Raw genomic sequence first — 25,539 nt, forward strand, 5'->3', positions numbered from 1 at the left:
TTGCCCTCATCCCCTAACCCCTTCTCCCATGTTGGGAGAAGGGGAACTGGAGAATTATGCTCCCCTCTCCAAAATTTGGAGAGGGGCTGGGGGTGAGGACAAAACTCATGCAGTCAGGATATTTCAGCTTAAGTTGACATCAATGCATAGATGTGATCCCCTACCCATGAATATGTAGCAAGTATTTTGTGAAACTTAAGCCAAAGAAAACAGATTACATATACAAGGAATAGAGCGAGAAAATGAAAATTACAAACAACAATAATTTTCACTTAACTTATTGCAGCAATATTCATCCTGGTGAAAGTTGGCTAGAGGTTTTCACCAATTTAGAAAACTATATTCCCAAACTAAAATCACGTTTATCGCCTACAGAACCTTTTGGTATTGGCTTGAGATTAGCAGATGTTGCCGCAAAACAGCTTTTAGAAAGTAATAACTTAGCTGAATTTCAAGCTTGGCTGACTCAACAAGATTTATATGTTTTCACCTTAAACGGATTCCCTTATGGCGGATTCCATCGACAGGTGGTAAAAGACCAAGTTTATGCACCAGATTGGTCTACACAAGAACGGGTTAATTATACATTAAACTTAGCAAAAGTTTTAGCTACTCTGTTACCCGAAGGACTTGATGGCGGAATTTCTACATTACCATTATCCTATAAACCTTGGTGGGTAAAAGACCAAGCAACTTTCGAAACAGTTTTGAAAAAGAGTTGTTTGAATATAGCATCAGTTGTTGTAGAAATGATTCGCATCAGCGAAGAAACAGGCAAGATACTTCATATTGATTTAGAACCTGAGCCTGATGGTTTAATTGAAAATACCTCAGAAGTAATTGACTTTTATCAAAATTGGTTATTGCCAATAGGTGGTAGTTATTTATCAGAGAAATTAAATATCGAGCCGGATTTAGCAGAGACTAAATTGCTAGAACACATTCGTGTTTGCTATGATACCTGCCATTTTTCAGTTGAATATGAGCAGCCACAATCTGTATTTACGCGTTTGCAATCGGCAGGAATTAAGATTGGGAAAATTCAAATCAGCGCTGCAATTAAAGTAAAAATACCTGCTGAGGTTGAGAAGCGTAGTTTGATAGTTGAACGCTTACGTCCTTTTGCAGAATCTACCTATCTTCATCAGGTAATAGAACGTCGTAGCGATGCTACACTCCATCACTATCCTGATTTAATAACTGCATTACCACATTTAGAGCAATCTCTCGCTGAAGAATGGCGCACTCACTTTCATGTGCCAATTTTTATTCATGATTATCAAATTTTGCAATCTACCCAAGATGACATTGCTACTGTTTTGCATCTACTTCAGACAAATAATGCTTGCTCCCATTTAGAAATTGAGACTTACACTTGGGATGTATTGCCATCAGAAATGAAGATAGATTTGCTAACTTCTATTCAGCGTGAATATGAGTGGGTATTAAAAGAATTTACTGCAAATTAAGAAGGGACTTTTATGAAAAAAACAGTTATTCTAAATGTCGTGGGATTAACGCCCAGCTTACTAGGAGAAAATACGCCGTTTTTATCTTCTTGGGCGGCTATTGGGCAAGTGCTTCCCATCAAAAAAGTGCTACCTGCTGTAACTTGTTCTGTTCAGGCTACTTATTTAACAGGAAAATTGCCTGATGAACATGGAATTGTCGCTAATGGTTGGTACTTCCGCGATGAATGCGAAGTAAAGTTTTGGCGACAATCTAATAAACTCGTACAGGCTCCCAAAGTTTGGGAAATAGCTAAATCAATTGACCCAACTTTCACTTGTGCCAACCTTTTTTGGTGGTACAATATGTACTCTACAGCAGATTATGCGATTACGCCGCGTCCAATGTATCCCGCAGATGGGCGAAAATTACCTGATATTTATACCCATCCTAGTGATGTGCGCTCGCAAATTCAATCTGATTTAGGAAATTTTCCTCTGTTCGATTTCTGGGGCCCAAAAACTTCTATTAGTTCTAGCCAATGGATTGCCAATTCAGCAAAATGGATTGAGGAACGTTATAGCCCGACATTATCACTAGTTTATTTACCACATTTAGATTACTGTCTGCAAAAATTTGGTAACAATCAAACACAGATTCAAGCAGATTTGCGAGAAATTGATGCTGTTTGTGGCGATTTAATTGAATATTATCAAGCACGTAATATTCAGGTAATTATTCTTTCTGAGTATGGCATTACGCCAGTTTCTCAAGCTGTGGACTTGAACCGCGTATTACGGGAAAATGGTTTAATTGCCGTGCGAGAAGAATTAGGGCGAGAACTGCTCGATTTTGGGGCTAGCATTGCCTTTGCCGTTGCCGATCACCAAATTGCTCATGTATATGTGAACGATCCCGCGTACATCCCGAAAGTGCGATCGCTTTTAGAAGCGACTGAAGGCGTGGCGCAGGTATTGGATGACGAAGGTAAACAAGCCTACCATCTCGATCATCCTAGATCGGGAGAGTTGGTAGCGATCGCTCAATCTGACGCTTGGTTTACCTATTATTATTGGCTCGATGATGCGAAAGCGCCTGATTTTGCTAGAACAGTAGATATCCACCGCAAACCTGGTTACGATCCTGTAGAACTTTTCCTCGATCCGCAAATAAAATTCCCCCAAGGAAAAATTGCTCTGAAGTTACTTAAGAAACAACTGGGTTTTCGCTACCTGATGGATGTGATTCCTCTGGATGCTTCTCTGGTGCGTGGTTCTCACGGTAACATTACCACTTCTCCATCTGAAGGGCCTCTATTTATCACCCATCAAACTCACCTGGTTGACGAACATCAAATTGAGGCGACAGATGTTTGCTCGTTGATTCTCAAACATTTATATATCTGAAAGGCAGCATAGAGGCAATATATAGCCTCTATATCCTCCCAAAAAAAAATATTGTAATTCATAATCATATCGAGTATGCTTTAAATATAAAACTCGTTATGACTATGAATTAGTTCGTTTTGTCAGTGAATATTCGTTTATCTACTGATTAAAATGTACTGTGACCAATCTAAGTAACTTAATGGAAAGCTTCTTAACCCATGACTGAACCCCAAAAATTGACAACTGCTGACGGTATTCCTGTTGCCGATAACCAAAACTCACTCACTGCTGGTTCGCGTGGGCCTTTATTAATACAGGATTTTCATCTCTTAGAAAAGCTGGCTCATTTCAACAGAGAACGTATTCCTGAAAGAGTTGTCCACGCTAAAGGTGCTGCTGCTCATGGCACTTTGACTATTACCAATGACATCACTCGCTACAGTAAAGCCAAACTTTTTTCTGAAATTGGCAAGAAAACAGAACTTCTCTTGCGCTTTTCTACCGTTGGAGGAGAAAAAGGTTCAGCAGATGCCGAGCGTGACCCTAGAGGTTTTTCCCTCAAGTTTTATACTGAGGAGGGTAACTGGGATCTTGTAGGTAACAATACTCCTGTTTTCTTCATCCGCGACCCTTTGAAGTTTCCTGATTTTATCCATACCCAGAAGCGCAATCCCCAAACCAATTGCAAAGACCAGAATGCAAAGTGGGATTTTTGGTCACTCAGTCCAGAATCGCTTCACCAAGTGACGATCCTGTTTTCCGATCGGGGAGTTCCAAAAAACCATCGACACATGGACGGCTTTGGTAGCCACACCTTCAGTTTGATTAATGCTGAAGGCGATCGCGTCTGGTGTAAATTTCACTTTAAGACTCTGCAAGGGCATCAAACCTTGACGGAGGAAGAATCGGCTAAGATTAAGGGCGAAGATCCCGATCATGCGACTCACGATCTGTTTGAAGCGATCGCTCAAGGTGATTATCCCAAGTGGCGGATGTCTATTCAGGTAATGACTGACGAGCAAGCAGCCAAACATCCAGATAATCCTTTTGACTTAACCAAAGTTTGGAAGCACTCAGAATATCCTTTAATCGAAGTCGGGATATTAGAGCTAAATCGGAACCCTGAGAATTATTTCGCTGAAGTTGAGCAAGCCGCTTTTAGCCCTAGTGCAGTGGTTCCGGGCGTTAGTTTCTCTCCAGACAAAATGCTGCAAGCTCGCATCTTTTCTTACCCAGATGCTCAACGCTATCGCTTGGGTGCTAACTATCAGCAACTACCTGTCAACCAGCCCAAATGTCCAGTGATGCATTATCAGCGAGATGGCTTTATGGCGCCGGGGAACAACCACGGTAGCGCTCCTAACTATGAACCGAATAGTACTGAGGGTACGCCCAAAGAAAATCCAGCTTATGCAGAACCACCTAGTCATTTGGGCGATGTCACAGTCGATCGTTACAGTCATCGTGAAGGAAACGACGATTACACCCAAGCAGGTAATCTGTATCGGTTAATGACTCCTGAGCAGCAAGAGCGTCTTGCTGATAATATCGTTGGCAGTCTCTCTCAAGCGAGACAGGATATCCAAATGCGCCAACTTTGCCACTTCTTCCGGGCAGATATTTCTTATGGTCGTCGTGTAGCTGAGGGATTGGGTATTTCAATTGATCCTTCAATGTTTTCTGCGATCGCTGAACCTGTAGGTAGCTGGTAGCCTCGTAGTTTCGTCGGGTGTGTTATGCCGTAGGCTAACGCACCGAAAACCTCGATGGTGCGTTACGTACTTCAGCTAGATTTAGATCCCCGACTTTTTGAAGAAGTCGGGGATCTGATAAATTAAAACAGGCTCATTAATGGAGTTCAAAAACTCATTAATGAAGCTCAAAGACTCATTAATGGAGTTCAGAGGCTCATTAATGGAGTTCAGAGGCTCATTAATGGAGTTCAGAGGCTCATTAATGGAGTTCAGAGGCTCATTAATGGAGTTCAGAGGCTCATTAATGGAGTTCAGAGACTCATTAATGGAGTTCAAAGGCTCATTAATGAAGCTCAAAGACTCATTAATGGAGTTCAGAGGCTCATTAAGTAGAGAAACAAAAAAATTTACAGTTATTGCGATCGCACCCTTCGCAGAGCATATCGTAGAGAAGTAGTTGTAGGCGTTGCGATCGCTTTATTTTGCTTTACTGCATTTGCAATGATATTGTGTAATTAATTATATTGCCTACTTATTAGACTAGGATTTGAATCCCAGGCGGGTAATGCAGCTGGTGCAGATTACCTAAATTACTGAAACCAACGCCAGACAAAAGCAACCATTCTCCTGAATCAAGGCTGACGATTCCGCCGCAAGTTTTCCAGATTTTCACGAATGGTTATTGTATTGGGATGATTTGCTCCCAACCGTTGTTCAGCGATCGCCAAAGCTTCGATGTACAAAGGTTCGGCTTCGCTGTACCTTCCCTGTGATTCGTAGAGTCCAGCCAAATTGTTCAGGCTAGTTGCCACAGATGGGTGTTCATCCCCCAGCAGGCGTTTTCTCATCGACAAAGCTTCGATGTACAAAGGTTCGGCTTCGCTGTACCTTCCCTGTGATTTGTAGAGGAATGCCAAATTGTTCAGGCTACTTGCCACAGATGGGTGTTCATCCCCCAGCAGGCGTTTTCTCATCGACAAAGCTTCGATGTACAAAGGTTCGGCTTCGCTGTACCTTCCCTGTGATTTGTAGAGGAATGCCAAATTGTTCAGGCTAGTTGCCACAGATGGGTGTTCATCCCCCAGCAGGCGTTTTGTCATCGACAAAGCTTCGATGTACAAAGGTTCGGCTTCGCTGTACCTTCCCTGTGAATTGTAGAGGAATGCCAAATTGTTCAGGCTAGTTGCCACATCAGGGTGTTTATCCCCCAGCAGGCGTTTTGTCATCGACAAAGCTTCGATGTACAAAGGTTCGGCATCGCTGTACCTTCCCTGTGAATCGTAGAGTAATGCCAAATTATTCAGGCTTTGTGCCACAGAGGGGTGTTCATCCCCCAGCAGGCGTTTTATCATCGCCAAAGCTTCGATATACAAAGGTTCGGCATCGCTGTACCTTCCCTGTGAATAGTAGAGTGCTGCCAAATTGTTCAGGCTTTGTGCCACAGAGGGGTGTTCATCCCCCAGCAGGCGTTTTCTCATCGCCAAAGCTTCGATGTACAAAGGTTCGGCATCGCTGTACCTTCCCTGTGATTCGTAGAGTAATGCCAAATTGTTCAGGCTAGTTGCCACATCGGGGTGTTCATCCCCCAGCAGGCGTTTTCTCATCGCCAAAGCTTCGATGTACAAAGGTTCGGCATCGCTGTACCTTCCCTGTGAATTGTAGAGTGCTGCCAAATTGTTCAGGCTACTTGCCACATCGGGGTGTTCATCCCCCAGCAGGCGTTTTCTCATCGCCAAAGCTTCGATATACAAAGGTTCGGCTTCGCTGTACCTTCCCTGTGATTTGTAGAGGAGTGCCAAATTGTTCAGGCTTTCTGCCACATCTGGGTGTTCTTGGCCCAAACGTTCTTTAGTAGCTAATAAACTTTGTTTACCCCAAGGCAAAGCTTGCTCATAGGCTCCTTGACCTGCGTAAAATCTAACCAAGCCCTCAAATGGTGAGATTAAATCCTCATCGCTTAACCAAGCTTGGTAAACTGTGACAACTTCCGCAAGGTGAGGGATGGACAGGGTTGCTTGAGCAATTTCTATCAGTGTGGGTGTCTCAGGAATATCTTTTGCTACGGCTACCATTGCTTGACAATAGCCGCGCTTGAGTTCATCTGCTTCAGCCAAATCTTCTAACTTCTGCTGCAATAATTCCCGAATGCGTTCATGTATTTGGTAAGTGTCCTCTGCCAATTCTTGCAGCAAATAACGCTCAACTAAAACAGCGCAGTTAGCTTTAAAGTCAAATTCCAAATCGCTAGAACTTGCTGCTGATTCTACCAAAGACCAAGGAATAGGAGCCAAGGCGAACAAACTCAACAGACAAGCCAATTTTTGCGCTTCTGGTTCTAAGCTTTGCCAATTCAACTCAAAAGCTGCTGCTACACCAGACTCGCCTGCTGATGCTTGCTTTTGTAGCTGTGCGAGAATGTCTGCTAGCATAATACTCTCCCTGGCTTACGACAGATAGCCGCTATTTGGTAAATTCCAATGGCGATATAACCGACATGTTCGCAAAGTTTTTTTGCTGTCTCTGTGTCCTGTTGAACATATTCATCCCCCAATAGCTTCGCTAATAATTCTAAGGCTCCATCTGGTGACAACTCACCTAACGGTAGTGAGGTATATGTTAACCCTGTGTTTTGACGAGTGGTAATCAACACCTTAAACCGAGAACCTTTAGGTGGTAGGTAGGGTTGAATTTGCTTCCAGTCTTTGACATCATCAAATACTAATAAAACTTTGCCAGCTTGCCACTTCTTCCAGCAATAAGCAACTTGACCTGCTAGGCTTAATCCATCAGGAAGATTAAAGTCAGGTAAATTCACAACTCCAAACTCTACTAACTGGGTTCCCAAATCAATACCTTGGGGATTTAACCAACAACACCCACCAGAAAAATCTTCTAAATATTGCCATGAGTATTGAATAGCTAACTCTGTTTTACCCACGCCACCTTGCCCAGTCACATCGGTAATAGCCACAACATCATTTGCTTGCAATAGCTGATGCAATTGTTCTATTTGCTCATCCCTCCCAACAAACTTACGAGCTTGACTCTGTTGGATATTATGCGGGATATCAAACGGGTTGAAATGAGATGTTTCAATATCTCCATCCCAACTGCGGGAATAAAAATAAGTCGGCAGTTGTTTTTTATCTAAATCCTTAAATCGCTGCTTAACTGCCTCAGTAACTTCCCTCATATTCGGGGGAAAAGTCCCATTAGCTGCGGCTAAAGCCTCTCTCACAGCTTGAGAAAAGTATCCTGTTTTATTTTCAGAATTTACCTTAGCTTTTTCTCCTTCCCGCGTAGCCAGTAACACAAATTGTTGACTATCTTGCTTTGGCTGTCCACTCAAAAAAGCTTTGCCACCTAGGTTAGTTGGTCTTCCCTTCGACTCTAAAACATAATTGGCACAGGCATCAATAATACAAATATGATTACGAATCTGAAATTTATCGGAACCCAACAAAACTAATAAAGAATTCAAATCTAAATTCTGCCAATTCTGTTTATTTGCATCAGCACAAAGCAACCGACGCTCTCGTTCTGAGGTAATCAAACCATGTCCCGCCCAAAAAATGTAGAGTAAATCCCCCGACTTTGGGGATAAAAAGTTAGTCACAATGTCGGAGATATTTTGCTCTGTTGCTAACTCTACAGTTAACCCACATTCCCCAATTAACTGATGATTTTCTGCCAGTGCTGATAAACATAACCGAATATTCTCCTTCGGTACACCATGCAGATGCAGCCAATGAGCAAATTTCAGCGCGTCATCGGCTGGCCCCCCACCCGTCACATTCCAAGTAGATTCGTGGTACTTTTCAATACCTACAATTAACCCAAATGTCCGCTCAGGTTTAGCCATCAACTGCATGATGACTTAGCCTCTTACCGTTATGTGGAAAATGACCTAACCCACTAGGGCGTGTTTTCAAACCTTTCTTGAAGCACCTGAATCTTTGGAGATCCCCCCAACCCCCCTTAAAAAGGGGGGCTTTTAGAGTTTCTTTTCCCCCCTTCTTAAGGGGGGTTAGGGGGGATCTTCGAGTTTGAAAACAGTCCCTAACTCCTTTCCCTAATTGGGAAGGGGGAAAATTCAAAGCCTCTCTCCTTTTAGGGGAGAGGTTTGGAGAGGGGTTTTCTAAATACCGTAAAAAGTAAACCATTATGGCAACCTCGAAATAATCGCCTCCCAGGTTTTGGCATTTGTCCAATAAGCTCCGTGAGAACGGGGAAATGGTTGTTTACTATCTACTACCACATCCTGCACTCGCTCAGGGAAAATTCTATTACCCACGTAACTGAGAAAATCCCGTAAATCGTAGATATTCAACCATTGCGGGAAATGCTCTGGCAATAACTGCCCATATTCTAAGCTGTAGAGGGCGTTAATCTCATATAAAAATGGTGCTTGGGAACCAACTGTTACCAATAATTCCACCTGAGACAACTGCTGCTGCACTAGCAAATCTACACAAGCGATACCTCCCAAACTATGGGCGATTAAAACCACTGGCGGTTCTGCTTGGGCAATTTGTTCCTGGATAAACGCCCTGATTTTTTCACCCCGCGTCTGATACAACAAAATATCACCGGGCATAGGCGAGACTTTATCAGTTAAATCAAGGCGGTTTCCTCTGACATAATTTGTTCCGCCGTGTTGTGCTAGTGCAACAAATGGCTTTAATAACCAGCCACCCAATCCTAACTCCGCCTCTGTCAAAGCCAGAGTCAGCAATTTCACAATATGATCCCGCAATTGGGCATCAGTGAGTATCGGGGGAAATTTTTCTTGCTGTTCGCTAATAAACATTGCTTGAGCCACAACTGCTTTAGTTATTGGTGGATAATATTCACTCAAATCAGATTCGGAAACTGTGAGCAATGCCCGTTGATATGGTTCACTGTGGATAACTGCCTCTCGTGCTGGCTCAAATACCTCTGCAATTCCCGCCTCTTGCAACTTAGCTTGCAGTTGAGATGTCGGTGTGAGACTGGCTACACGAGATTGTAAAACATCCCCTGGTTCTTCCCCAAAGGGATTTCCTGACGCAATAGGTTTCAAAGACAACAGCCGCAATTCATAAAGAGGGTCGCGGTATAATTGCCCCCACAATACAATATCTGCGTCTTCTTCTCTTTGAGATAAAGCCAGTGTGGCATCTTCCAAGGGTACTGATGCCCGATTATCATTGAACTTTGCACCTAATACACCCCAAAGACAAGGAGCAACTTTGATATCAGGACGTTGGGCGTGAATCTTTTGCTCAATTATCTCAAAGGTTTCGTTGTATTCTCGTTCTCTAATGCCTGTGCCATGTACAAATATTACGGTGGTCATTGTGATATGGGTGGCTACGCCTACGCAAAGCTCTCCTCTGTATTATTCCTCACTACTTTCTCTGACACAAGTTGATTTCATTCACTTGATTTATTAAAAACTTCTAAAATCTGTCGGCAAATCTGTTTGAGCTTCTCCTCAATTTCACCAGAAGGCGAAGTTGCGCCAACAACACTCCAGTTTTCTACCGTAGAAAGTCGCCACGCTTCGCCGCGATGATCAAATCCAGCTACCTCTACACCGATCGCCCGGCGGGAATTATTGATGGGATCTTGATAAAATCGGATTTGAATTAAAATGCTACGACTTCGCCAAGATTTGCTGATACCAGGAAAGTGAAAGCCAATATCTATAGAATCTGGATCGACTAACTCCCTAGTTTCCGGGTCATTCTTCCAGGGTTTGAGATCGGATTTGGCATCAGGAAACTCGAATTTGAACAAATTAACTACCGTGGCAATGTTGCTGGCGAGTTCAAGGTTCGTTGCCTGTTCAGCTGCGTTCACTAAAAAACACTCCTATATTGCGTCGGCATCTTCAAGGATGTGAAGACAGAAAAACAGCCAGAAGGCTTATATGATTGGTGTTTCAGCTTATCAAGAGCTTTGATATTTAGCAACTCTAAATCATATTTTCCTAACAATCCTCCTTACTAACAGAAGCCAAAAATCGCTTCTTCTTAGGACGGGCTAACACCTATTAAGTAATTGTACTTAAAAAAATCCTCAAAAACAGATGAAACTCTGCTCTTTGGAGAAAATATCAAGATTTTCTGCAAAATCCTTGGCTGACAAGAACGATTAACTGCGCTAGCGATCTAAAATGACACTGTTAATCGGTAAACCAAAAGCAATTAAGTTCAATATATGGTGCGTCAACGCTCGATTTTTTCATTTTTCCTAGTACTATTGGCCACATTCCTGATTAGTTGTGGTGGCCCTGGTGTTGCGGTGGCACCTCCGACTTACACAGCAGTACAACTTGAAAAAATTCAGGCTTATGTTCCTGAAATTCAGGCTGTACGAGATCGCTCACAAGAGTTGACAACTCTAATAAAACAAGGTGATTGGATCAATGTGCGTAACTTTATACATGGGCCCATAACAGAAGCAAAGCTGAATCTGACTTATGTCACTCCCAACCTTCTACCCAAAGACCAACCCGCAGCACGTCAAATAACGCGAGATTTTTTTAAAGACCTGGTTAAACTCGATAAAGCTACTAGTGCTGGCAATCCTCTAGTTGCCTTGAACCAATCCCAGGCTGCTTTCGCAGACATTGACAAATTCCTCGACCTGCTTCCTAAGACCAGCAGAGAAGCAGAGGCAAGTTAAGCGCAAGGTAAGATGAGCAAAGGGGCATGAGGAGGATGAGGGAAAGTAAAAATTGCTCCCCCTGTTCCCTCATCTCCCGCATCTCTCCCATCTTCGCCTCAAAATAGCAATGAGTCATGTAGTTATTATCGGTTGTGGTGTAGTTGGGGCTGCGATCGCATACCAACTGAGTCAAGTTAAAGGGCTGAAAATCACAGTTTGCGATCGCCAACCACCAGCACAAGCTTCCACAGGCGCTGCACTTGGCGTTTTGATGGGCGTAATCAGCCAAAAAATCAAGGGCAAAGCTTGGCAGATGCGGCAAACTAGCATCCAACGCTATGAAACCTTGATTCCTGAACTAGAAGCTTTAACAGGTCGCAAAATTCCTTTTAATCGCCAGGGAATTCTCATGCTTTTGTCTGATTCTTCTCTAGAGGGGATGTCAGCATGGGAAAAACTAGTAAAAATTCGCCACTCTCAAGGCTGGAATTTAGAAATTTGGGACACGGCTAAACTCCAGAATATTTGTCCTCAAGTAGAACGCGAAAAAGTTACTGGCGCTGTCTATTCTCCCCAAGACCGCCAGATCGATCCAACTGTCCTGACCTTAGCTTTAGTTGAAGCTGCCCAGCAAAATGGTGTAACTTTCAAATTTGGCGTGACTGTTTTGGATGCTCCAACTTCAACACCTGAATTTTGCGATTGCCTTGAGACTACAGAAGGAAAAATAACCGCTGATTGGTTTGTAATTGCAGCAGGGTTAGGTTCAACACCACTAACAGCAAAATTAAATCAGATAATTGATATCCGCCCCGTACTTGGGCAAGCCTTGCAAATACGTGTGGGGCATCCATTAGGTAATCCCGACTTCCAGCCAGCGATAACGGGTAATGATGTCCATATTGTTCCTGTGGGCGGTGGAGATTATTGGGTAGGTGCAACTGTGGAATTTCCTAGCAATGGCGATGAGATACCGCCAAATCAAGAACTGCTGGAATCTATTAGAGAACAAGCGATCGCATTTTGTCCAGAATTAGCTACAGCAACTATTCTCCGCACCTGGTCAGGGTTACGTCCCCGCCCTGAAGGACGCCCCGCCCCAGTTATTGGTAAGTTGCCAGGGTTTAGTAACGTCCTGCTAGCTACCGGACACTATCGCAACGGCGTTTTACTAGCACCCGCTACAGCTTATGCGATTCGTGAGATGATTATTTCTCAGGGAATGGGGGGATGAGGGAAGGCAGAAAAGCAGAAAAGCAGACGAGCAGAGGAGCAGGAGAGAATAATAATTCCTGACAAATGACAAATCACAAATGACCAATGACAAATGACAAATGACAAATGCCCAATATAGGAAAATAGCGTGTCAATAACAGAACATAAAATCAATGTAGATTCACTGGAATGGTTTTATCGGGAATCTTTACCAATCGGCAGAAGTGACTTAGCGCCTGTGTTGTTGCTACACGGCTTAGTTTCACAAAGTTACAGTTGGCGTCATATTATACCTGCCTTGGCGAAGCAGGGGACAAGAGCGATCGCTCCCGATTGGATTGGTTACGGCTTTTCTGCCAAACCAGAAAAACGAGATTTTGCTTACACTCCCGATGCTTTTATCACAGCTTTAGAAGGATTTATTAAAGCCCTAGAACTTGAACATTTTTCTTTAGTTGTCCAAGGTTTTTTAGGTTCTGTAGGACTACAATATGCTTTGCGTCATCCAGAACAAATTGCTAATTTAGCTATTTTAAATACACCAATTTCAACTGCTGCCAAATTACCCTGGAAAATTAAACAAATGGGTTTACCCTTAGCAGGTGAAGTAATGACCCAAGATCCCTTATTAGTCGATCGGACACTAGAAGGTGGAAGCCGTTATCGCATAGGAGATAAGGATTTAGATGTTTATCGAAAACCATTTTTGACCGCTTCTACATCTGGTCGAAGTCTCTTAGCAAGTATTCGCAATCTACAGCTTGATTCAGCCATGACAGAAATACAAACTGGCTTTAAAGAATGGCAACAACCAATTCTGATTCAATGGGGTATGATTGACCCCTGGCTACCTGTAGACATTGCCGAAAACTTTGCCAAATCCGTACCAAATACCGAATTAATAAAACTTAATAACGTCGGACATTATCCTCAAGAACACTACCACGAGGCGATTTTGCAAGACCTTTTACCCTTTGTGCGTCGTAAAGATGTTCATTGACAATATAGCTCTGGTAAAAATCGATATTATAAAAATGAATGTCAAAATTTAGGAATCAGAATTCAGAATCAATTAGTCAAGGATTCCAAATCACTACTAAATGGAAGATGAAGTGGCTAAATTGAAATATTCTTTATTATTAAGACTCCATCCTTTCATGGTTGGAGGATTATGAATTCTGACTTCTTTTTATTACCATTAAAAATGGATTGCAACCACAAGTAAAGGAGATTATGATTCATGGCTTATTCATGGTTTAAAGCCTTTCATATTGTCGGATTTGTAGTTTGGTTCGCTGGTTTATTCTACCTAGTACGTCTTTTTATCTATCACGTTGAAGCTAACCTTGAACCGGAACCAGCAAGAACGATACTGAAAAATCAGTATCAAATTATGGAAAAGCGCCTTTACTATATCATCACTAACCCAGGAATGTTCGTGACGATCGCAATGGCTATCGGTTTAGTAAGCACTGAACCGGATGTTTTAAAAGAGGGTTGGTTGCATATCAAACTGCTGTTTGTGGCTATTTTAATTGGCTATCATCATTACTGCGCTCGGCTGATGAAGAAATTAGCAGTAGATGAATGTGGCTGGAATAGTCAGCAATTACGTGCTTTAAATGAAGCACCTACAGTTATGTTAGTAGCGATCGTTTTGCTGGCTGTGTTTAAGAATAATTTACCTACAGATATCGCTGCTTGGGCTATTTTCGCCATGATTATTTTGATGGCAGTCACTATTCAACTTTACGCCAAAAAACGCAGGCAAGATAAAGAGAAGCTGACGGCACAGATCGGGCAACCACAAGAACAAGGTTAGACAAAGTAAGGTAGCACAGCTATGCTACCTTCCTAAATCTTGCATCACAACAACAAATGCTACCAATTAACCATTACCTCATCTGGAAATGTTTACAGTAAATCATCCCCAGGAATTACGGTAGTGTAAAAAGTATATTTGCGATTAGCGACATAACGGCGGTCTTGTTTAACAATCGTCATAAACTCTCTATGTCCCTCACGAGTACGTCCTACTAAACAACCCGCACTAGCAAGGCGAATATCATTCCTGGGGAAATCAAAGCCGCAGTGTTGATTCACACAAAAATCATCACCTGTATCAAGTTTGTCGCCAGTCCGTTTAAAATCTTGGTTGAAATCTCTACAAACGGTGATATCTCCAACTTGTACTAATGCTTCGTGAGGCTCTGCGGTGCCGTGGATACCAATGGCCCAAGCTTTGTATTGTCCAAACTGAATCCTAGCTGCTCCTTTGGGATTCATCGGATTATAAGTGTAGTACCTCCCTGGTTCTGTAGTAGCTTCCCAGTGATCGACGATTTTGGGAATACCATTTACGACTTCAATCACAATCCGGCGATCGTTAAATTGATTGGGCGTGTCACTGTTGAGAGTCCAGTCTGCATCTATGCCCTCTACATAAACAATGTTGTATTCTTTGGGATTGGTAAATACCTGATAACCTTTGGCTAGCATATATTTCACAATCTTACTAGGGATGTCATTGCCTAGTTTTAAAGGGGGTTTAGGAAGATCATCTATTTTGGTTTCAATTAGTTTTTTGGCTGTGACTGCTCCTAAAAAGCCACTCTCTTCAGTCTTTGTTAATTCTTGAAATTTTTTGAGAGATATGACAGAAACAGGGCCAAATTTCCCATCGGCTGGAGGTTCTAGCAAACCTAAGTTGATTAACAATATCTGAATCTGACGAGCCAAGTCTGCATCTTCTGCGATCGCATCAAATGACCATTTCTCATCTTTTCCCAAGAAATCTTGTAGTTTCATTATGCACCTGTTTTGATTTACTAAGTTCTAAGTATAAACATCATTTTAAAAACTGATGTCGTCTCAAACTATACTCTAACCTGAAATATGATGTCATCTGGAGTCTGCGATCGCACGCACATTGCCTGAATGCGATCATTGATACAGGCTAGATTATTAATTAGCTCAATTTCTCTGCTGCGCGTCCAAGCAGCAACTCGTCGTCAGGCATCGCCTCTGTAAAACCCGAAATGACTAACGAAGAACTGCTGCAAATTATTCAAAAAGCTGCTAGAGACAAGGTGACAGAATTAGACCTTTCTGGCAAAGGCTTAACAACGCTGCCACCGGAAATTGGCCAACTCACCAACCTGCGATCCCTCCACCTACACAACAATCAACTGAGTAGTCTGCCAGCGGAAATTGTCCAACTCACCAACCTGCGATCCCTCCACCTCTTCAACAATCAACTCAGCAGTCTGCCACCAGAATTTGGCCAACTCACCAACCTGCTAAAAGATATGAATACGCTCACGCCTGATATTCACAGCGAATCAGACTTTGAGTCATTGCTGAATGCGATCGCACAGCGTTTAGATGAGTAAAAATAACCTATTGATTAAGCTCAGAGGTCGAGTAATGTCTTTGACAAGCTAGACTTACGCCCTTTTAACTAGACAATTTATGTTCTAAGGTGCAAGCTTTAAGTTCAAAAGTAGAATGATCAGGGTTAAAGGCGCAACTTTGAGGATAAAAGGTACAACTTCGAGGATAAAAGGCTCAACTTCGAGGATAAAAGGCTCAACTTCGAGGCTTAAAGGTGCAACTTTGAGGATAAAAGGCGCAACTTCGAGGCTTAAAGGTCAAGCGATCGCTCTTTTAACTCGACAATTGGTGTTAAAAGGTGCAATCTTCAAGTTCAGAGGTGGAATGATGAAGCTTTGAGGTGGAGCGATCGGATCTACGACTTAGAAGACAGTTCAAACGCCATCTGCAAACGATAAAAACAGACATCAAATTCCAAGAAAAAATTCATGCGTCCTAAAAGTAACGGCACGTCATCCGTGAGACTCCAAGCAAATACCAATCGAACTGGTGCAAAGCTGGCTATTTGAGCAGACAAAATTAACCCTTTTGCTTCAACTGGTGCAAGGTTTCCAGCCAGTTGCACTGAGGTTGTTAATTCTTCCCAAGACACCCCTAACTGAATACCCAGATTGTAAGGTAAAACATTAATACTAGCTCCAGTATCCAATAAACCTGAAACGTTCACGACAGAATTTTTGTAGCTTAACGTCAAAGGTAATATTGGTAGTGCATCGATATCCCCGAACACATCACGACTTTCAACGAAGGGAAATCTTTGTGAATTAAGCATCGTTTACCTGTCTGTCTTCTTCTAGCAGTGCAGCTAATTTATTAGCAGCCTCATGAGAATTATAGGGAGACCACACATGATAAGTGACTCCTGGCTGTAACGACAATATTTCTTCTTCAGTAGCTAGTTCTTGAACTAAAAACTGCATGACCTTGAGTTTATCTGCACGAGATAGCTTGTGCAATGTTGGGAATAAATCTGCTGCGCTCATATCAAGTTGAAGATAACGACTAAATACTTTTTATATAGCGGTTATCAGTTGAGTGCAATACAGACTTAACCCCCAGCCCCTTCCCTATAAGGGAAGGGGAGTAAGATTCAAAGCCTCTCTCCTTTTAGGAGAGAGGAATGGAAGTGAGGTCAAACTGTATTGCATTCAAACGAGAACCGCTATATTTTTACAACTACTATCTATAAAAAAGATTTTACTATGCAAAACCTGTCCCTCTCCGCATCGGAGAAGGACAGACTTTAATAAAAGTTCAAGGCAGGGACAGGTTTGATAACTAAATTACTTGATTTGCCGATGAGTATTTTGTCCATTACAACAAACTAAGGTTAGGTGTAGCTGTGGTTTTAGTCTGGTAAGCCTTTTTGACACCAACCCAGTTACTAGCAATTGGCATTCGCCAACCGGTTCCAAAGGCGCGATCGGTGATTTTTAAGCCGGGGGGTGCTTGTCGCCGTTTAAATTCAGCCCGCGCCACCATTTGAATTACTCGGTCTACAATTACCGCATCGTGACCGGCTGCAACAATTTGCGCTGCTGATTGGTGATTGTGAATCAGACGTTGCAAAATATCGTCCAAAATTTCGTAAGGCGGTAGAGAGTCTTGATCTACTTGGCCTGGTTTGAGTTCGGCGCTGGGTGCTTTAGTTAAAACGTTTTGCGGGATGATTTCATTATGGCGATTTAACCAATGGCAAAGTGAATACACACGGGTTTTAGGTACATCTGCAATCACTGCTAACCCGCCATTCATATCGCCGTAGAGTGTACAGTAACCAACTGCCATTTCTGACTTGTTACCGGTAGATAGGAGAAGATAGCCAAATTTATTAGCGATCGCCATTAATAAATTACCGCGAATCCGAGATTGGATATTCTCTTCAGCCAGTCCAAACTCTGTACCTGCAAACAAATTATCTAAAGTACGATCGAAGCCTTGCATTAACTCGCCAATTGGTAAAAGATTAGTCTTAATCCCCAAATTTTCGGCTAATGCCACAGCATCGCTAATGGAATGCTCCGAACTATAAGGGGAAGGCATGAGAACACCGAGGACATTTTCTTTACCAAGTGCAGCCGTGGCGATCGCAGCTACTATTGCGGAGTCAATCCCACCACTTAGACCCAAAACTACTTTAGAAAAGCGACACTTGCGAGCGTAATCTCGCACTCCCAAAACTAAAGCTTGCCAAATTTCTTCATCTTCCGATTCATATATAGGTTCTACAGAACCCAACTGCAAATCACGTTGCACCTCGTCAAATTCAACTACTAATAAATCGGTGTCAAAACCACGGGCGCGAGATATGATTTCACCTTGACGATTTAAAGCAAAACTACGCCCATCAAAAATTAGGTCATCATTTCCCCCAACCTGATTAGCGTAAATCATCGGTTGTTGAAAACGTATTGCACTATGCCTGAGCATTATTTCGCGGAACTGCTGCTTACCAGCCGTGTAGGGCGAAGCAGACAAATTTACAGTCAAATCTACACCCAAAATTGCTAAGTCAGCAATCGGATTTACTGTATAACTACGTTTGCCCCAAAATTCCTCATCGTTCCATAAATCTTCGCAAATAGTTACGCCAATATGGATATCATCGAGAGTGAAATAATTAGCTTGCAAACCTTCTTCAAAATAGCGACGTTCATCAAATACATCATAAGTAGGCAAAAGTCGCTTGTGAAAAACTTGCTTAACCTTGCCATTTTCTAACAAAGCAATGCTGTTAAATAAGCTTTTACCACCACTAATATGTGCTTTAACATTCGGTTCAACAGTTCCTACCAACACAGCTAAATTTGGTGGTAAATCCTGAGCCAAGTTTTGTAAAGTGATGCCCATCCCTTCCACAAAACTAGGATTTAGTAATAAATCTCTTGGTGGATAGCCACACAAAGAAAGTTCTGGTGTTAACAACAAACGCGCACCGCTAGATGCTGCTTGTTGTGCCGCTTCCAGGATTTTTTGGGCATTTAAAAGCAAGTCACCGATAGTAGGATTAATTTGAGCGATCGCAATTTTCATTTTGTTTGTCATTTGTCATTGGTCATTGATCATTTGTCAAGAGTCATTGGTAAATGCTCAAATAACTTATTCTGGACTTTGGGTAACAATTGATTAAATAAACACCAAAGGTTTATCTTTTAAGGGAGCAAAAGCTTCGGCGTCAAACTTATACAAACTAGCCGGACGGCCAGCACCCCGTGATACCTTAATTCCGGTATCGCATAAAAAACCTAACTTGAGTAGACGCGCTCGAAAATTAGAATAATCGGAAAAGTTATCACCTAAAACTGTGGCGTATAACTGATATAAATCATTCAAGGTGAACATTTCTGGCAAGACTTCAAAAGCGACTGGGCTATACTCTAATTTATTTCGCAACCGCCTGTGTCCATAAGCCAAAATTTCATTATGGTCAAAAGCTAATTGTGGCACTTGTTTGACTGGATACCAAGCTATACCAGTCATGCGATCGGCAATTAATTTGGCTTCTTCAAATCGCACTAAGGCAAAGTAACTAACTGATAAATAACGCACACCATAACTATCAGTTGCTTCCCGGGGATCACGATTCGGCCCGCCAAATGTATACAGTTGTTCTAAGTAGAGATTGTTGACCTTAATTTTCTCTGCCATAATGCGATAGGCGGCATCTTCTAAAGACTCTCCTGGACGTACCAAAGTACCAGGAAGACTCCAATGATTTAAAAATGGTTTTTGCTGTCGCATTACTAGTAGAACTAACAGCCGATTTTGTACAGTATCTACAGAAAAAATTACATTATCAACACCAACCTTGAAATCGGCCAAAGGTTGTTGGTTTAACGGAGTTGGTATCTTTTTTTGGGAACGTCCTGGCATTCGTACAAATGCTCTTGATTAATATAGGCAACTACAGGGGCTGTGAGGGCTTGGGGATCTCCATGTTCGCGGTACGCTGTTGAGGAAACATCTAGACCGGTCAGACTAGCGATCGCAATCTTCCCTCCTAGCTTTTGCACTACCTCTGAACTAGACTCATCTATTGCATATCCCGGTCGCGGTACAATCAGTAGTTGCACTTCCTGTAACAAATCTTCAATGCGATACCAACGTGGTAACTGAGTCAGTAAATCTGAACCAACGATCAACGTTAATTCAGCGTCTTCACCCCAAATAAGCTTTGCTTTTTCTACTGTTTCCAGTGTTCTGAAGCTGCTTAATTCTTGTTCCAAAGCAATATTGTGCCGTGGCGCGTCTATATCCGCAATCAACAGTCGCAACATTGCCGCCCGATGCTCTAAGGGTGTTTGATGGGACTTAAATGGATTATCCGCTGCCCAAACCGCTACCCAATCATAACGCTCAGACAACCAACTCAGAATTTTTTGATGTCCAGCAGTTGGTGGATCGGCACTAGTACCAAACAAAGCAATTCTCATCATCTTACTTTGCGTCCTTCTCTACGAGACGCTGCGCGAATGCGTCCTTGGCGGTAGCCTGCGGCAAGCCGCTGGCGCGTCTACGTTTCTTAGTTTCTTCAGTCAACACCCGTAACCCCTCAGAAATCTCCACTTCTACAGCTACAGGATGATCCAAACGCCGTGTCTGTTGTGGCAAACTGGCAACTGAGGCGGCGGTACGCTGACGAATTGTTGCCAAAGACTCTAACGGTTGTACCCGTTCACCTTTTTGTACTACCAACTGCAACAAAGGTTTTTCGTCCAAAGTACTTTCATCTAAAAGTCCCAATCTGTCTGCTTTTACCTTACCTCCTGTAAACGAGCGAAAAATCTGCTTGCGCCCTGGATAAGTAACCTTACCACTCGACTGCTTCATCACTGGGATGCCATCAATGTCTACAAGTTTATAAACTCCATTGACAGGCGAACCTGTAACTAGTCGCGTTCCCAGTCCGTAACCATCAATCTCAGCCCCAGCAGCTTTTAATCTGGCAATTTCCCACTCATCCAAGTCGCCACTGGCAAAAATTGGCACACCGGGAAGGAGCGATCGCACCTGTTTTGATAAGGTAACTAAATCTCCTGAGTCCAATCTCACTCCTGTTAATTGCATTTCCCCGGAATTTACTTTTTCGGCCAAGCGTTGGGCAGCAGCAACGGTATCGTAAGTATCAATCAGCAATGGCGCACCCGGAAAATATCGATGAAATGCACTAAAAGCTTGTTCTTCAGTGCCTTCTATTGCTGACAATGCCATCACTAAGGCGTGTGCCATCGTACCACTTGGTTTTTGTCCCAGTTGTAGCGCTGCTAACACATTGGAAGTGGAATCTAACCCACCTGCCAACGCCGCCCGCGCCGCCCACAAAGACCCTTGGGGACTAAATGCTCGTCTGGTGCCAAATTCTAAAAGTGTTGCTGATTCCCCCGCTACATCCCGCAACCGTGCTGCTTTTGTGGCAATTAAAGTCTGGTAATTAATCGTATTCAGCAGGTAAGTTTCCACTAGTTGCGCTTGCCAAAGCGGTGCTTCCACCCGCAACAGTGGTTGATTGGCAAACACAGCCGTCCCTTCCGGTACTGCCCAAACATCACCCGTGAACTTTCCCTCAGCTAAAAGTGACCAAAAGCGATCGCCTGCGTGAGCAAAAATTCCTGTTGCCTGTAATGCCGCAATTTGCGACGGACTAAAGCGGATTTTGGCTAAATATTCCAATGCCTGCGTCAGCCCCATTGCAATTAAATAACCAAAACCCTCTGGCAATCGTCTGACAGACAATTCAAAGCTTGCCCGTCGTTGTTCTATACCCTCGCCTGTATAACAAGCTGCCATCGTCAACTGGTAAAGATCGGTCAGCAAGCTGTAGTCATCGGCAGAAAGGTTCAATTCCTGGTTCTGCTGTTTATGTACATAGTCCAAATCTGGCAAAGTTGTCATCCAAGAGCTTCCTTACAAGATGCTTCCTCTATTTATGGTAATATTTACCATAAATAATGTCAACTCCAGGCAAGTATATTTTCTGGGATTGCCGTATAACAGTAGATTCACCAGGAACTTAATACTAACTTTATAAAATACTTCATATTTTTTAATAGTAATAGCTAGCAATAATGTTAATCCGATAAGACGGCTAATGAAAAGAAACAATATCCTGTCAGAGAAAGTTTGTTTGCTAGCTTCGTTCCCAGACAGGGATTAGAGAAATAACTATGTTACAATTAGAATCGAAGATAAAAGTTTGACTTTTTTACAAGCTAAAGTATTGCAAAGTTATCTGAATAAGCATTGCATATATTCTCAATATATTGAGAATAAGAACCAGCCTTGAATATTAGGATTACAGTATAGGTATCACTATTAAAGCGACTCGAAAATAAGGAGTCAAATATTATGGCTATTTCCAAAATCATTGCGAACATAACTGAGTATATTTCTGAAGCTGCAATGAGGATTTTTGGCCCTACGGATGATGCTTATCCTATTATTGGGGTACAACCTTTTACAGGTGAGCCTTATGATAAGCGTACAGCCGATACTTGGTAGATACTGAATATATAGCGCTTGTGTGTTGAGTCCAATAGAGACCTAGCCCCAACCCCTTCCCTGGTAGGGAAGGGGAGCAAAAGTCAAAGCCTCTGACGCCACTTGCTTTATTTTTGCCAACATATATTAGTGGACTGGCTCTCTAGAAATTACTCACTATTTAGAACGTTCAAACACTACTGAAAGATTATTTGCTGGCATTTGGTAAGTCTGTTTCAAGGTAAGATTTTGGGCGCTAGCTACTGCTACAACATCATCCAAGTTACGTACACCCCACTCTGGGTTTTGGGCGCGTAAGGATTTGTCAAAAGCTGCATTACTCCCTGCTGTATGTTCTCCACCTTGTTTAAAAGGCCCATATAAATAAAGGATACCTCCTGCTGGTAAGATCCGACCTGCCCCTGCCATCAGTCCTAGACAGGCTAACCACGGTGAAATGTGAATCATATTGATGTTGACGAGCGCGACAATTGGCTCCTTATTAAGCCAATCAAATCCAGGATTTTCCACTGCCCAAACTGGTTCTCTGACATCAAGTTCAAGCGGTGGATAAATATTATCACAGCTAAAGTGTTCAGCCCATGCAGTAATGCTGGCTCGTAATTGTGGATTTGCATCTGTTGGCAGCCACAGACGAGGACTTAGCTTGGGGGCAAAAAATACTGCATGTTCGCCAGTACCACTTGCTATTTCCAATATCGTGCCACTTTTTGGCAACACTTGTAAAAGTACTTCTATAATTGGTTCGCTATTGCGCTGGGTTGCTGGTGCGTATTGTCGTGCATCTTGTGGTGTCATCGGTATTGTTATATTTTAAAATTAGCGTAATGGCTAATAAATTCATCAACGGTTAGAACTTTTGGGGCTGATTGAACCATTGTGATTATTCCTGATGATTTGGTACGAGCCAGTAAGGTAAGGCGTTATAGCGATGAATTCTGCTCAATATAAGAGCGGAGAGCGGAGTTAATTAGAGATTCGTAGCCTTTTCCTTTGCTTTTAAACCAATCTAGAATATCTTGATCTAGTTGAATTAATGTGGCTTCTTGGTTAAGAGGTTTTACCATTTTAGCTGTTTCCCAGAATTGCCGATCTAATTCAGGAATATCTGAAGTATCAATTGCTGTATCAGGGATATTTTCGAGTTTTTTAAGTCGATTGGGCGAGATACTCATAGTAGGTTCTCCTTTCTTTGGGGGTAGCTTTTCGGGCAGAGATTAATCGAATTTTGCCGTTTCTGTCTGTATGGGCGACGGTAATAATTACAACGCCTTGGATTGAGCCAATACTAATTTCTCGAATTTCTTCATAGTTGTATCGTTCATCAATTGAGGTGAAAACAACACCGTCAAATATTTCTGTAGCTTCTTCAAAACTAATGCCATGTTTATGGATATTTTGTTGGTTTTTGTTTTTGTCCCATTCAAATTCCATTCAACTATACATAATCCATACAAGTAAGTAAGTTGGCACAATAAAACAAAACTATGTGAAGAAAGATAAATTAGACTAAAACCCTTATCCCAACGACAAATTTTTACGCAGACCTGCTTAGAGTCAAGTGTAAAAAATTAAGATCAAGGCATGAGGAAAAACTCACGCCTTTTTATTTAAACTTTTTTATCACCGATTGCTAAGAGTTCCAGAATAGCTCCATTTGTCCAGCCGAAACCAACTTCGTTAGAACTATACCCAAAGCAGATTTCGTCGGAAACATTGGCAGAACAGCGCTCAACATCATATTTCTCAACTAGGGTATTGTGACGCTCGAATTCTTTAACTACCATAGCCAGGAACTTGTTGGCAATGCGATCGCCTTCTGTATGATACCCATAGCGGTGAAGTCCCTGGACGGCAATTAACGTCAGTGGTGCCCAGCCAAAGGGGGCATCCCACTGGTTGCCGGTGACACGAGTACTGGTAAAAATTCCGCCTGGGGCTTCAAACAAAGAGAGATTTTTGACAACGCGTTTAGCTTGAGTTGGAGAAGCAATTCCCAACCAAAGAGGATAGAACGTGGTAGCAAATTCGTAACGGCGGCGTTTTCCACTCTGGAAATGATAGTCGAAATATAGTCCCTGTTCTTCATCCCAGAGAAATTGATCGATGCGATCGCGGCGGATATCTGCGCGATTGCTCCATTTTTGTTCCAATTGTTCGTTCCCCAGAATATGCTTAATTTGCGCCATGTCAAGTTCAACCTGATACAGCAAACTGTTGAGGCACACAGGAGCGTAGTGGAGGATATCAGCACTGAAAGGGCCAAATCGGTTGGTGATATCAAAACCAGACTCGCGCATGGTGCGATCGCTTTTGTAAAATAGGTTGGTCAGTTGGTCAGTTTCCTGGTTGTAATAAAGACTAACGTCATAATCCTCAACTTCAAAAGTTTTATAGTACTCCTTAACGCGATCGTAGTGGCTTTTCCCCTGCTCATCCCGCTCGGAGAACACAACTTCTGGCGCGGGGCCTTCCCCAAAGGCATAAAATCTAGATAAGCCGGTTGCAGCATTCAAATGGGGCGGAACTACCCAGTAATAGTAAAACTGTTCTAAAAGCGGTACGATTGACCTTAACCACTCTTCATCCTGGGTGTGCTCGAATAATGCCAAAACCATCATGCTGAGAACAGGAGGCTGCGATCGCGACAGCATATAAGTCCGGTTGGAATTGAGGATGATGCCGTAATTCTGCACCTGGTACAGCAGTTGGTCTACTTGGCTTTGCGCTAGTTCTAATTCCCCATCGTGCAAAAGCCCCAGTAATATAAAGTAGCTGTCCCAGCCATACATTTCATTAAAACGACCACCTGGTACGACATAAGGCCCTGGTAGGTATAACAATCCGTGATCTTTAATCGCCTCCACTTCACTTGGCAAAGTGCGAATTTCCAGGCATTCCATATCCTTGGGAGATAGCGATCGCTCCAACACACTTCTAATCTTGGGAGAATCTTCTAAGGGGGAAATGTAGACAATCCAACAAGCATCTTTTTTGTGCTCTAGTTTGGTATCCCTTGCAGATTGTAATAAGTGTTCGTGCGATCGCGTTAAGGTTTTCCACGTTTTTTTGATGTGGAGGCGCACGGCATCAATCTGCGCGGTGGTAAGTGCTGATTGAGTGTCGGTATAAGCTGGAGTTGGAGTAGTCATAATTCATCTCAAAATTCAAAATGGGGGGCTGGGGAATAGAGACTAAGGACTAAAAACAGGAAGTAGCTCTATCAAGGTGAGTCGGGATGAGACTGC

25 protein-coding genes are annotated in these 25,539 nt (G+C 42.7%); 10 read left to right on the forward strand and 15 right to left on the reverse strand.

Annotated elements, in window-relative coordinates; genetic code table 11:
• Window positions 1-242: 242 nt before the first annotated feature.
• From eboE to NLP_RS25950, 4 genes are all read left to right on the forward strand, one after another.
• Window positions 243-1,469 carry a metabolite traffic protein EboE gene (gene eboE / locus NLP_RS25935; protein ID WP_104908836.1) on the forward strand — a complete coding sequence of 409 codons (1,227 nt, stop codon included), beginning with the start codon at window positions 243-245 and terminating at the stop codon, window positions 1,467-1,469.
• Window positions 1,470-1,481: 12 nt separating this feature from the next.
• On the forward strand, window positions 1,482-2,855 hold the full coding sequence (locus NLP_RS25940; RefSeq protein ID WP_104908837.1) for an alkaline phosphatase family protein: 1,374 nt from the start codon (window positions 1,482-1,484) through the stop codon (window positions 2,853-2,855).
• A gap of 200 nt (window positions 2,856-3,055) precedes the next feature.
• A complete protein-coding gene (locus NLP_RS25945; RefSeq protein WP_104908838.1) occupies window positions 3,056-4,549 on the forward strand; it encodes a catalase in 1,494 nt (497 codons plus the stop codon).
• A gap of 160 nt (window positions 4,550-4,709) precedes the next feature.
• Window positions 4,710-4,988 (forward strand): hypothetical protein, encoded by a 279-nt coding sequence (locus NLP_RS25950; RefSeq protein WP_234017071.1) that lies wholly within the window; start codon window positions 4,710-4,712, stop codon window positions 4,986-4,988.
• 175 nt (window positions 4,989-5,163) lie between these two features.
• On the opposite strand, the gene NLP_RS25955 is transcribed toward NLP_RS25950, so the two are convergent.
• The 4 genes from NLP_RS25955 to NLP_RS25975 all read right to left on the reverse strand — a co-directional run bounded on the left by NLP_RS25955 (window position 5,164) and on the right by NLP_RS25975 (window position 10,375).
• Complete coding sequence (locus tag NLP_RS25955; RefSeq protein ID WP_104908839.1) at window positions 5,164-6,960, reverse strand: tetratricopeptide repeat protein; 1,797 nt, start codon at window positions 6,958-6,960, stop codon at window positions 5,164-5,166.
• Window positions 6,954-8,393, reverse strand: coding sequence for a caspase family protein (locus NLP_RS25960; protein WP_234017072.1), 1,440 nt, complete (start codon window positions 8,391-8,393; stop codon window positions 6,954-6,956). Before NLP_RS25960 ends, NLP_RS25955 begins: the two co-directional genes overlap by 7 nt.
• 300 nt (window positions 8,394-8,693) lie before the next feature.
• Entirely contained in the window at window positions 8,694-9,869 is a 1,176-nt protein-coding gene (locus NLP_RS25970) for a hypothetical protein (protein WP_104908842.1), read from the reverse strand.
• Between the two features lie 77 nt (window positions 9,870-9,946).
• Window positions 9,947-10,375 (reverse strand): hypothetical protein, encoded by a 429-nt coding sequence (locus NLP_RS25975; protein ID WP_104908843.1) that lies wholly within the window; start codon window positions 10,373-10,375, stop codon window positions 9,947-9,949.
• Window positions 10,376-10,735: 360 nt separating this feature from the next.
• On the opposite strand from NLP_RS25975, the gene psbQ reads away from it, so the two are divergent.
• The 4 genes from psbQ to hemJ all read left to right on the forward strand — a co-directional run bounded on the left by psbQ (window position 10,736) and on the right by hemJ (window position 14,222).
• Window positions 10,736-11,203 (forward strand): photosystem II protein PsbQ, encoded by a 468-nt coding sequence (gene psbQ / locus NLP_RS25980; RefSeq protein ID WP_104908844.1) that lies wholly within the window; start codon window positions 10,736-10,738, stop codon window positions 11,201-11,203.
• A 109-nt stretch (window positions 11,204-11,312) separates the two neighbouring features.
• A complete protein-coding gene (locus NLP_RS25985) occupies window positions 11,313-12,419 on the forward strand; it encodes an NAD(P)/FAD-dependent oxidoreductase (RefSeq protein WP_104908845.1) in 1,107 nt (368 codons plus the stop codon).
• 129 nt (window positions 12,420-12,548) lie between these two features.
• Complete coding sequence (locus NLP_RS25990; protein ID WP_104908846.1) at window positions 12,549-13,400, forward strand: alpha/beta fold hydrolase; 852 nt, start codon at window positions 12,549-12,551, stop codon at window positions 13,398-13,400.
• A gap of 240 nt (window positions 13,401-13,640) precedes the next feature.
• Window positions 13,641-14,222 carry a protoporphyrinogen oxidase HemJ gene (gene hemJ, locus NLP_RS25995; RefSeq protein WP_104908847.1) on the forward strand — a complete coding sequence of 194 codons (582 nt, stop codon included), beginning with the start codon at window positions 13,641-13,643 and terminating at the stop codon, window positions 14,220-14,222.
• A gap of 92 nt (window positions 14,223-14,314) precedes the next feature.
• On the opposite strand, the gene NLP_RS26000 is transcribed toward hemJ, so the two are convergent.
• Window positions 14,315-15,208: a peptidoglycan-binding domain-containing protein gene (locus tag NLP_RS26000; RefSeq protein WP_104908848.1), complete on the reverse strand. Its 894-nt coding sequence runs from the start codon at window positions 15,206-15,208 to the stop codon at window positions 14,315-14,317.
• Between the two features lie 230 nt (window positions 15,209-15,438).
• Between NLP_RS26000 and NLP_RS26005 the strand changes: the two genes are divergently transcribed.
• Window positions 15,439-15,792, forward strand: coding sequence for a leucine-rich repeat domain-containing protein (locus NLP_RS26005; RefSeq protein WP_104908849.1), 354 nt, complete (start codon window positions 15,439-15,441; stop codon window positions 15,790-15,792).
• A gap of 356 nt (window positions 15,793-16,148) precedes the next feature.
• Here NLP_RS26005 and NLP_RS26015 read toward each other — a convergent pair whose 3' ends face one another.
• From NLP_RS26015 to NLP_RS26040, 6 genes are all read right to left on the reverse strand, one after another.
• The gene (locus NLP_RS26015; protein ID WP_104908851.1) at window positions 16,149-16,565 is read right to left on the reverse strand and encodes a hypothetical protein; all 417 of its coding nucleotides are present in this window, start codon (window positions 16,563-16,565) and stop codon (window positions 16,149-16,151) included.
• Complete coding sequence (locus tag NLP_RS26020) at window positions 16,558-16,776, reverse strand: hypothetical protein (protein WP_104908852.1); 219 nt, start codon at window positions 16,774-16,776, stop codon at window positions 16,558-16,560. Before NLP_RS26020 ends, NLP_RS26015 begins: the two co-directional genes overlap by 8 nt.
• A gap of 331 nt (window positions 16,777-17,107) precedes the next feature.
• Window positions 17,108-18,826, reverse strand: a complete 1,719-nt coding sequence (locus tag NLP_RS26025; protein ID WP_104908853.1) for an NAD+ synthase — start codon at window positions 18,824-18,826, stop codon at window positions 17,108-17,110.
• A 93-nt stretch (window positions 18,827-18,919) separates the two neighbouring features.
• Entirely contained in the window at window positions 18,920-19,666 is a 747-nt protein-coding gene (locus tag NLP_RS26030) for an NUDIX hydrolase (RefSeq protein WP_104908854.1), read from the reverse strand.
• Complete coding sequence (locus tag NLP_RS26035) at window positions 19,627-20,226, reverse strand: nicotinate-nucleotide adenylyltransferase (protein WP_104910042.1); 600 nt, start codon at window positions 20,224-20,226, stop codon at window positions 19,627-19,629. The genes NLP_RS26030 and NLP_RS26035 overlap by 40 nt, the downstream gene beginning before the upstream one ends.
• 4 nt (window positions 20,227-20,230) lie before the next feature.
• The gene (locus NLP_RS26040) at window positions 20,231-21,685 is read right to left on the reverse strand and encodes a nicotinate phosphoribosyltransferase (protein ID WP_234017073.1); all 1,455 of its coding nucleotides are present in this window, start codon (window positions 21,683-21,685) and stop codon (window positions 20,231-20,233) included.
• A gap of 453 nt (window positions 21,686-22,138) precedes the next feature.
• On the opposite strand from NLP_RS26040, the gene NLP_RS26045 reads away from it, so the two are divergent.
• Window positions 22,139-22,291: a nicotinate phosphoribosyltransferase gene (locus tag NLP_RS26045; protein ID WP_104908855.1), complete on the forward strand. Its 153-nt coding sequence runs from the start codon at window positions 22,139-22,141 to the stop codon at window positions 22,289-22,291.
• 156 nt (window positions 22,292-22,447) lie between these two features.
• On the opposite strand, the gene NLP_RS26050 is transcribed toward NLP_RS26045, so the two are convergent.
• From NLP_RS26050 to NLP_RS26065, 4 genes are all read right to left on the reverse strand, one after another.
• Window positions 22,448-23,089 (reverse strand): DUF938 domain-containing protein, encoded by a 642-nt coding sequence (locus NLP_RS26050; RefSeq protein ID WP_104908856.1) that lies wholly within the window; start codon window positions 23,087-23,089, stop codon window positions 22,448-22,450.
• 125 nt (window positions 23,090-23,214) lie between these two features.
• Window positions 23,215-23,466: a BrnA antitoxin family protein gene (locus NLP_RS26055; protein WP_104908857.1), complete on the reverse strand. Its 252-nt coding sequence runs from the start codon at window positions 23,464-23,466 to the stop codon at window positions 23,215-23,217.
• Window positions 23,441-23,725, reverse strand: a complete 285-nt coding sequence (locus tag NLP_RS26060; protein WP_104908858.1) for a BrnT family toxin — start codon at window positions 23,723-23,725, stop codon at window positions 23,441-23,443. Before NLP_RS26060 ends, NLP_RS26055 begins: the two co-directional genes overlap by 26 nt.
• Before the next feature lie 176 nt (window positions 23,726-23,901).
• Window positions 23,902-25,443 carry a trehalase family glycosidase gene (locus tag NLP_RS26065; protein WP_104908859.1) on the reverse strand — a complete coding sequence of 514 codons (1,542 nt, stop codon included), beginning with the start codon at window positions 25,441-25,443 and terminating at the stop codon, window positions 23,902-23,904.
• Window positions 25,444-25,539: the final 96 nt, after the last annotated feature.

This window comes from Nostoc sp. 'Lobaria pulmonaria (5183) cyanobiont' (assembly GCF_002949795.1).
GTDB lineage: Bacteria > Cyanobacteriota > Cyanobacteriia > Cyanobacteriales > Nostocaceae > Nostoc.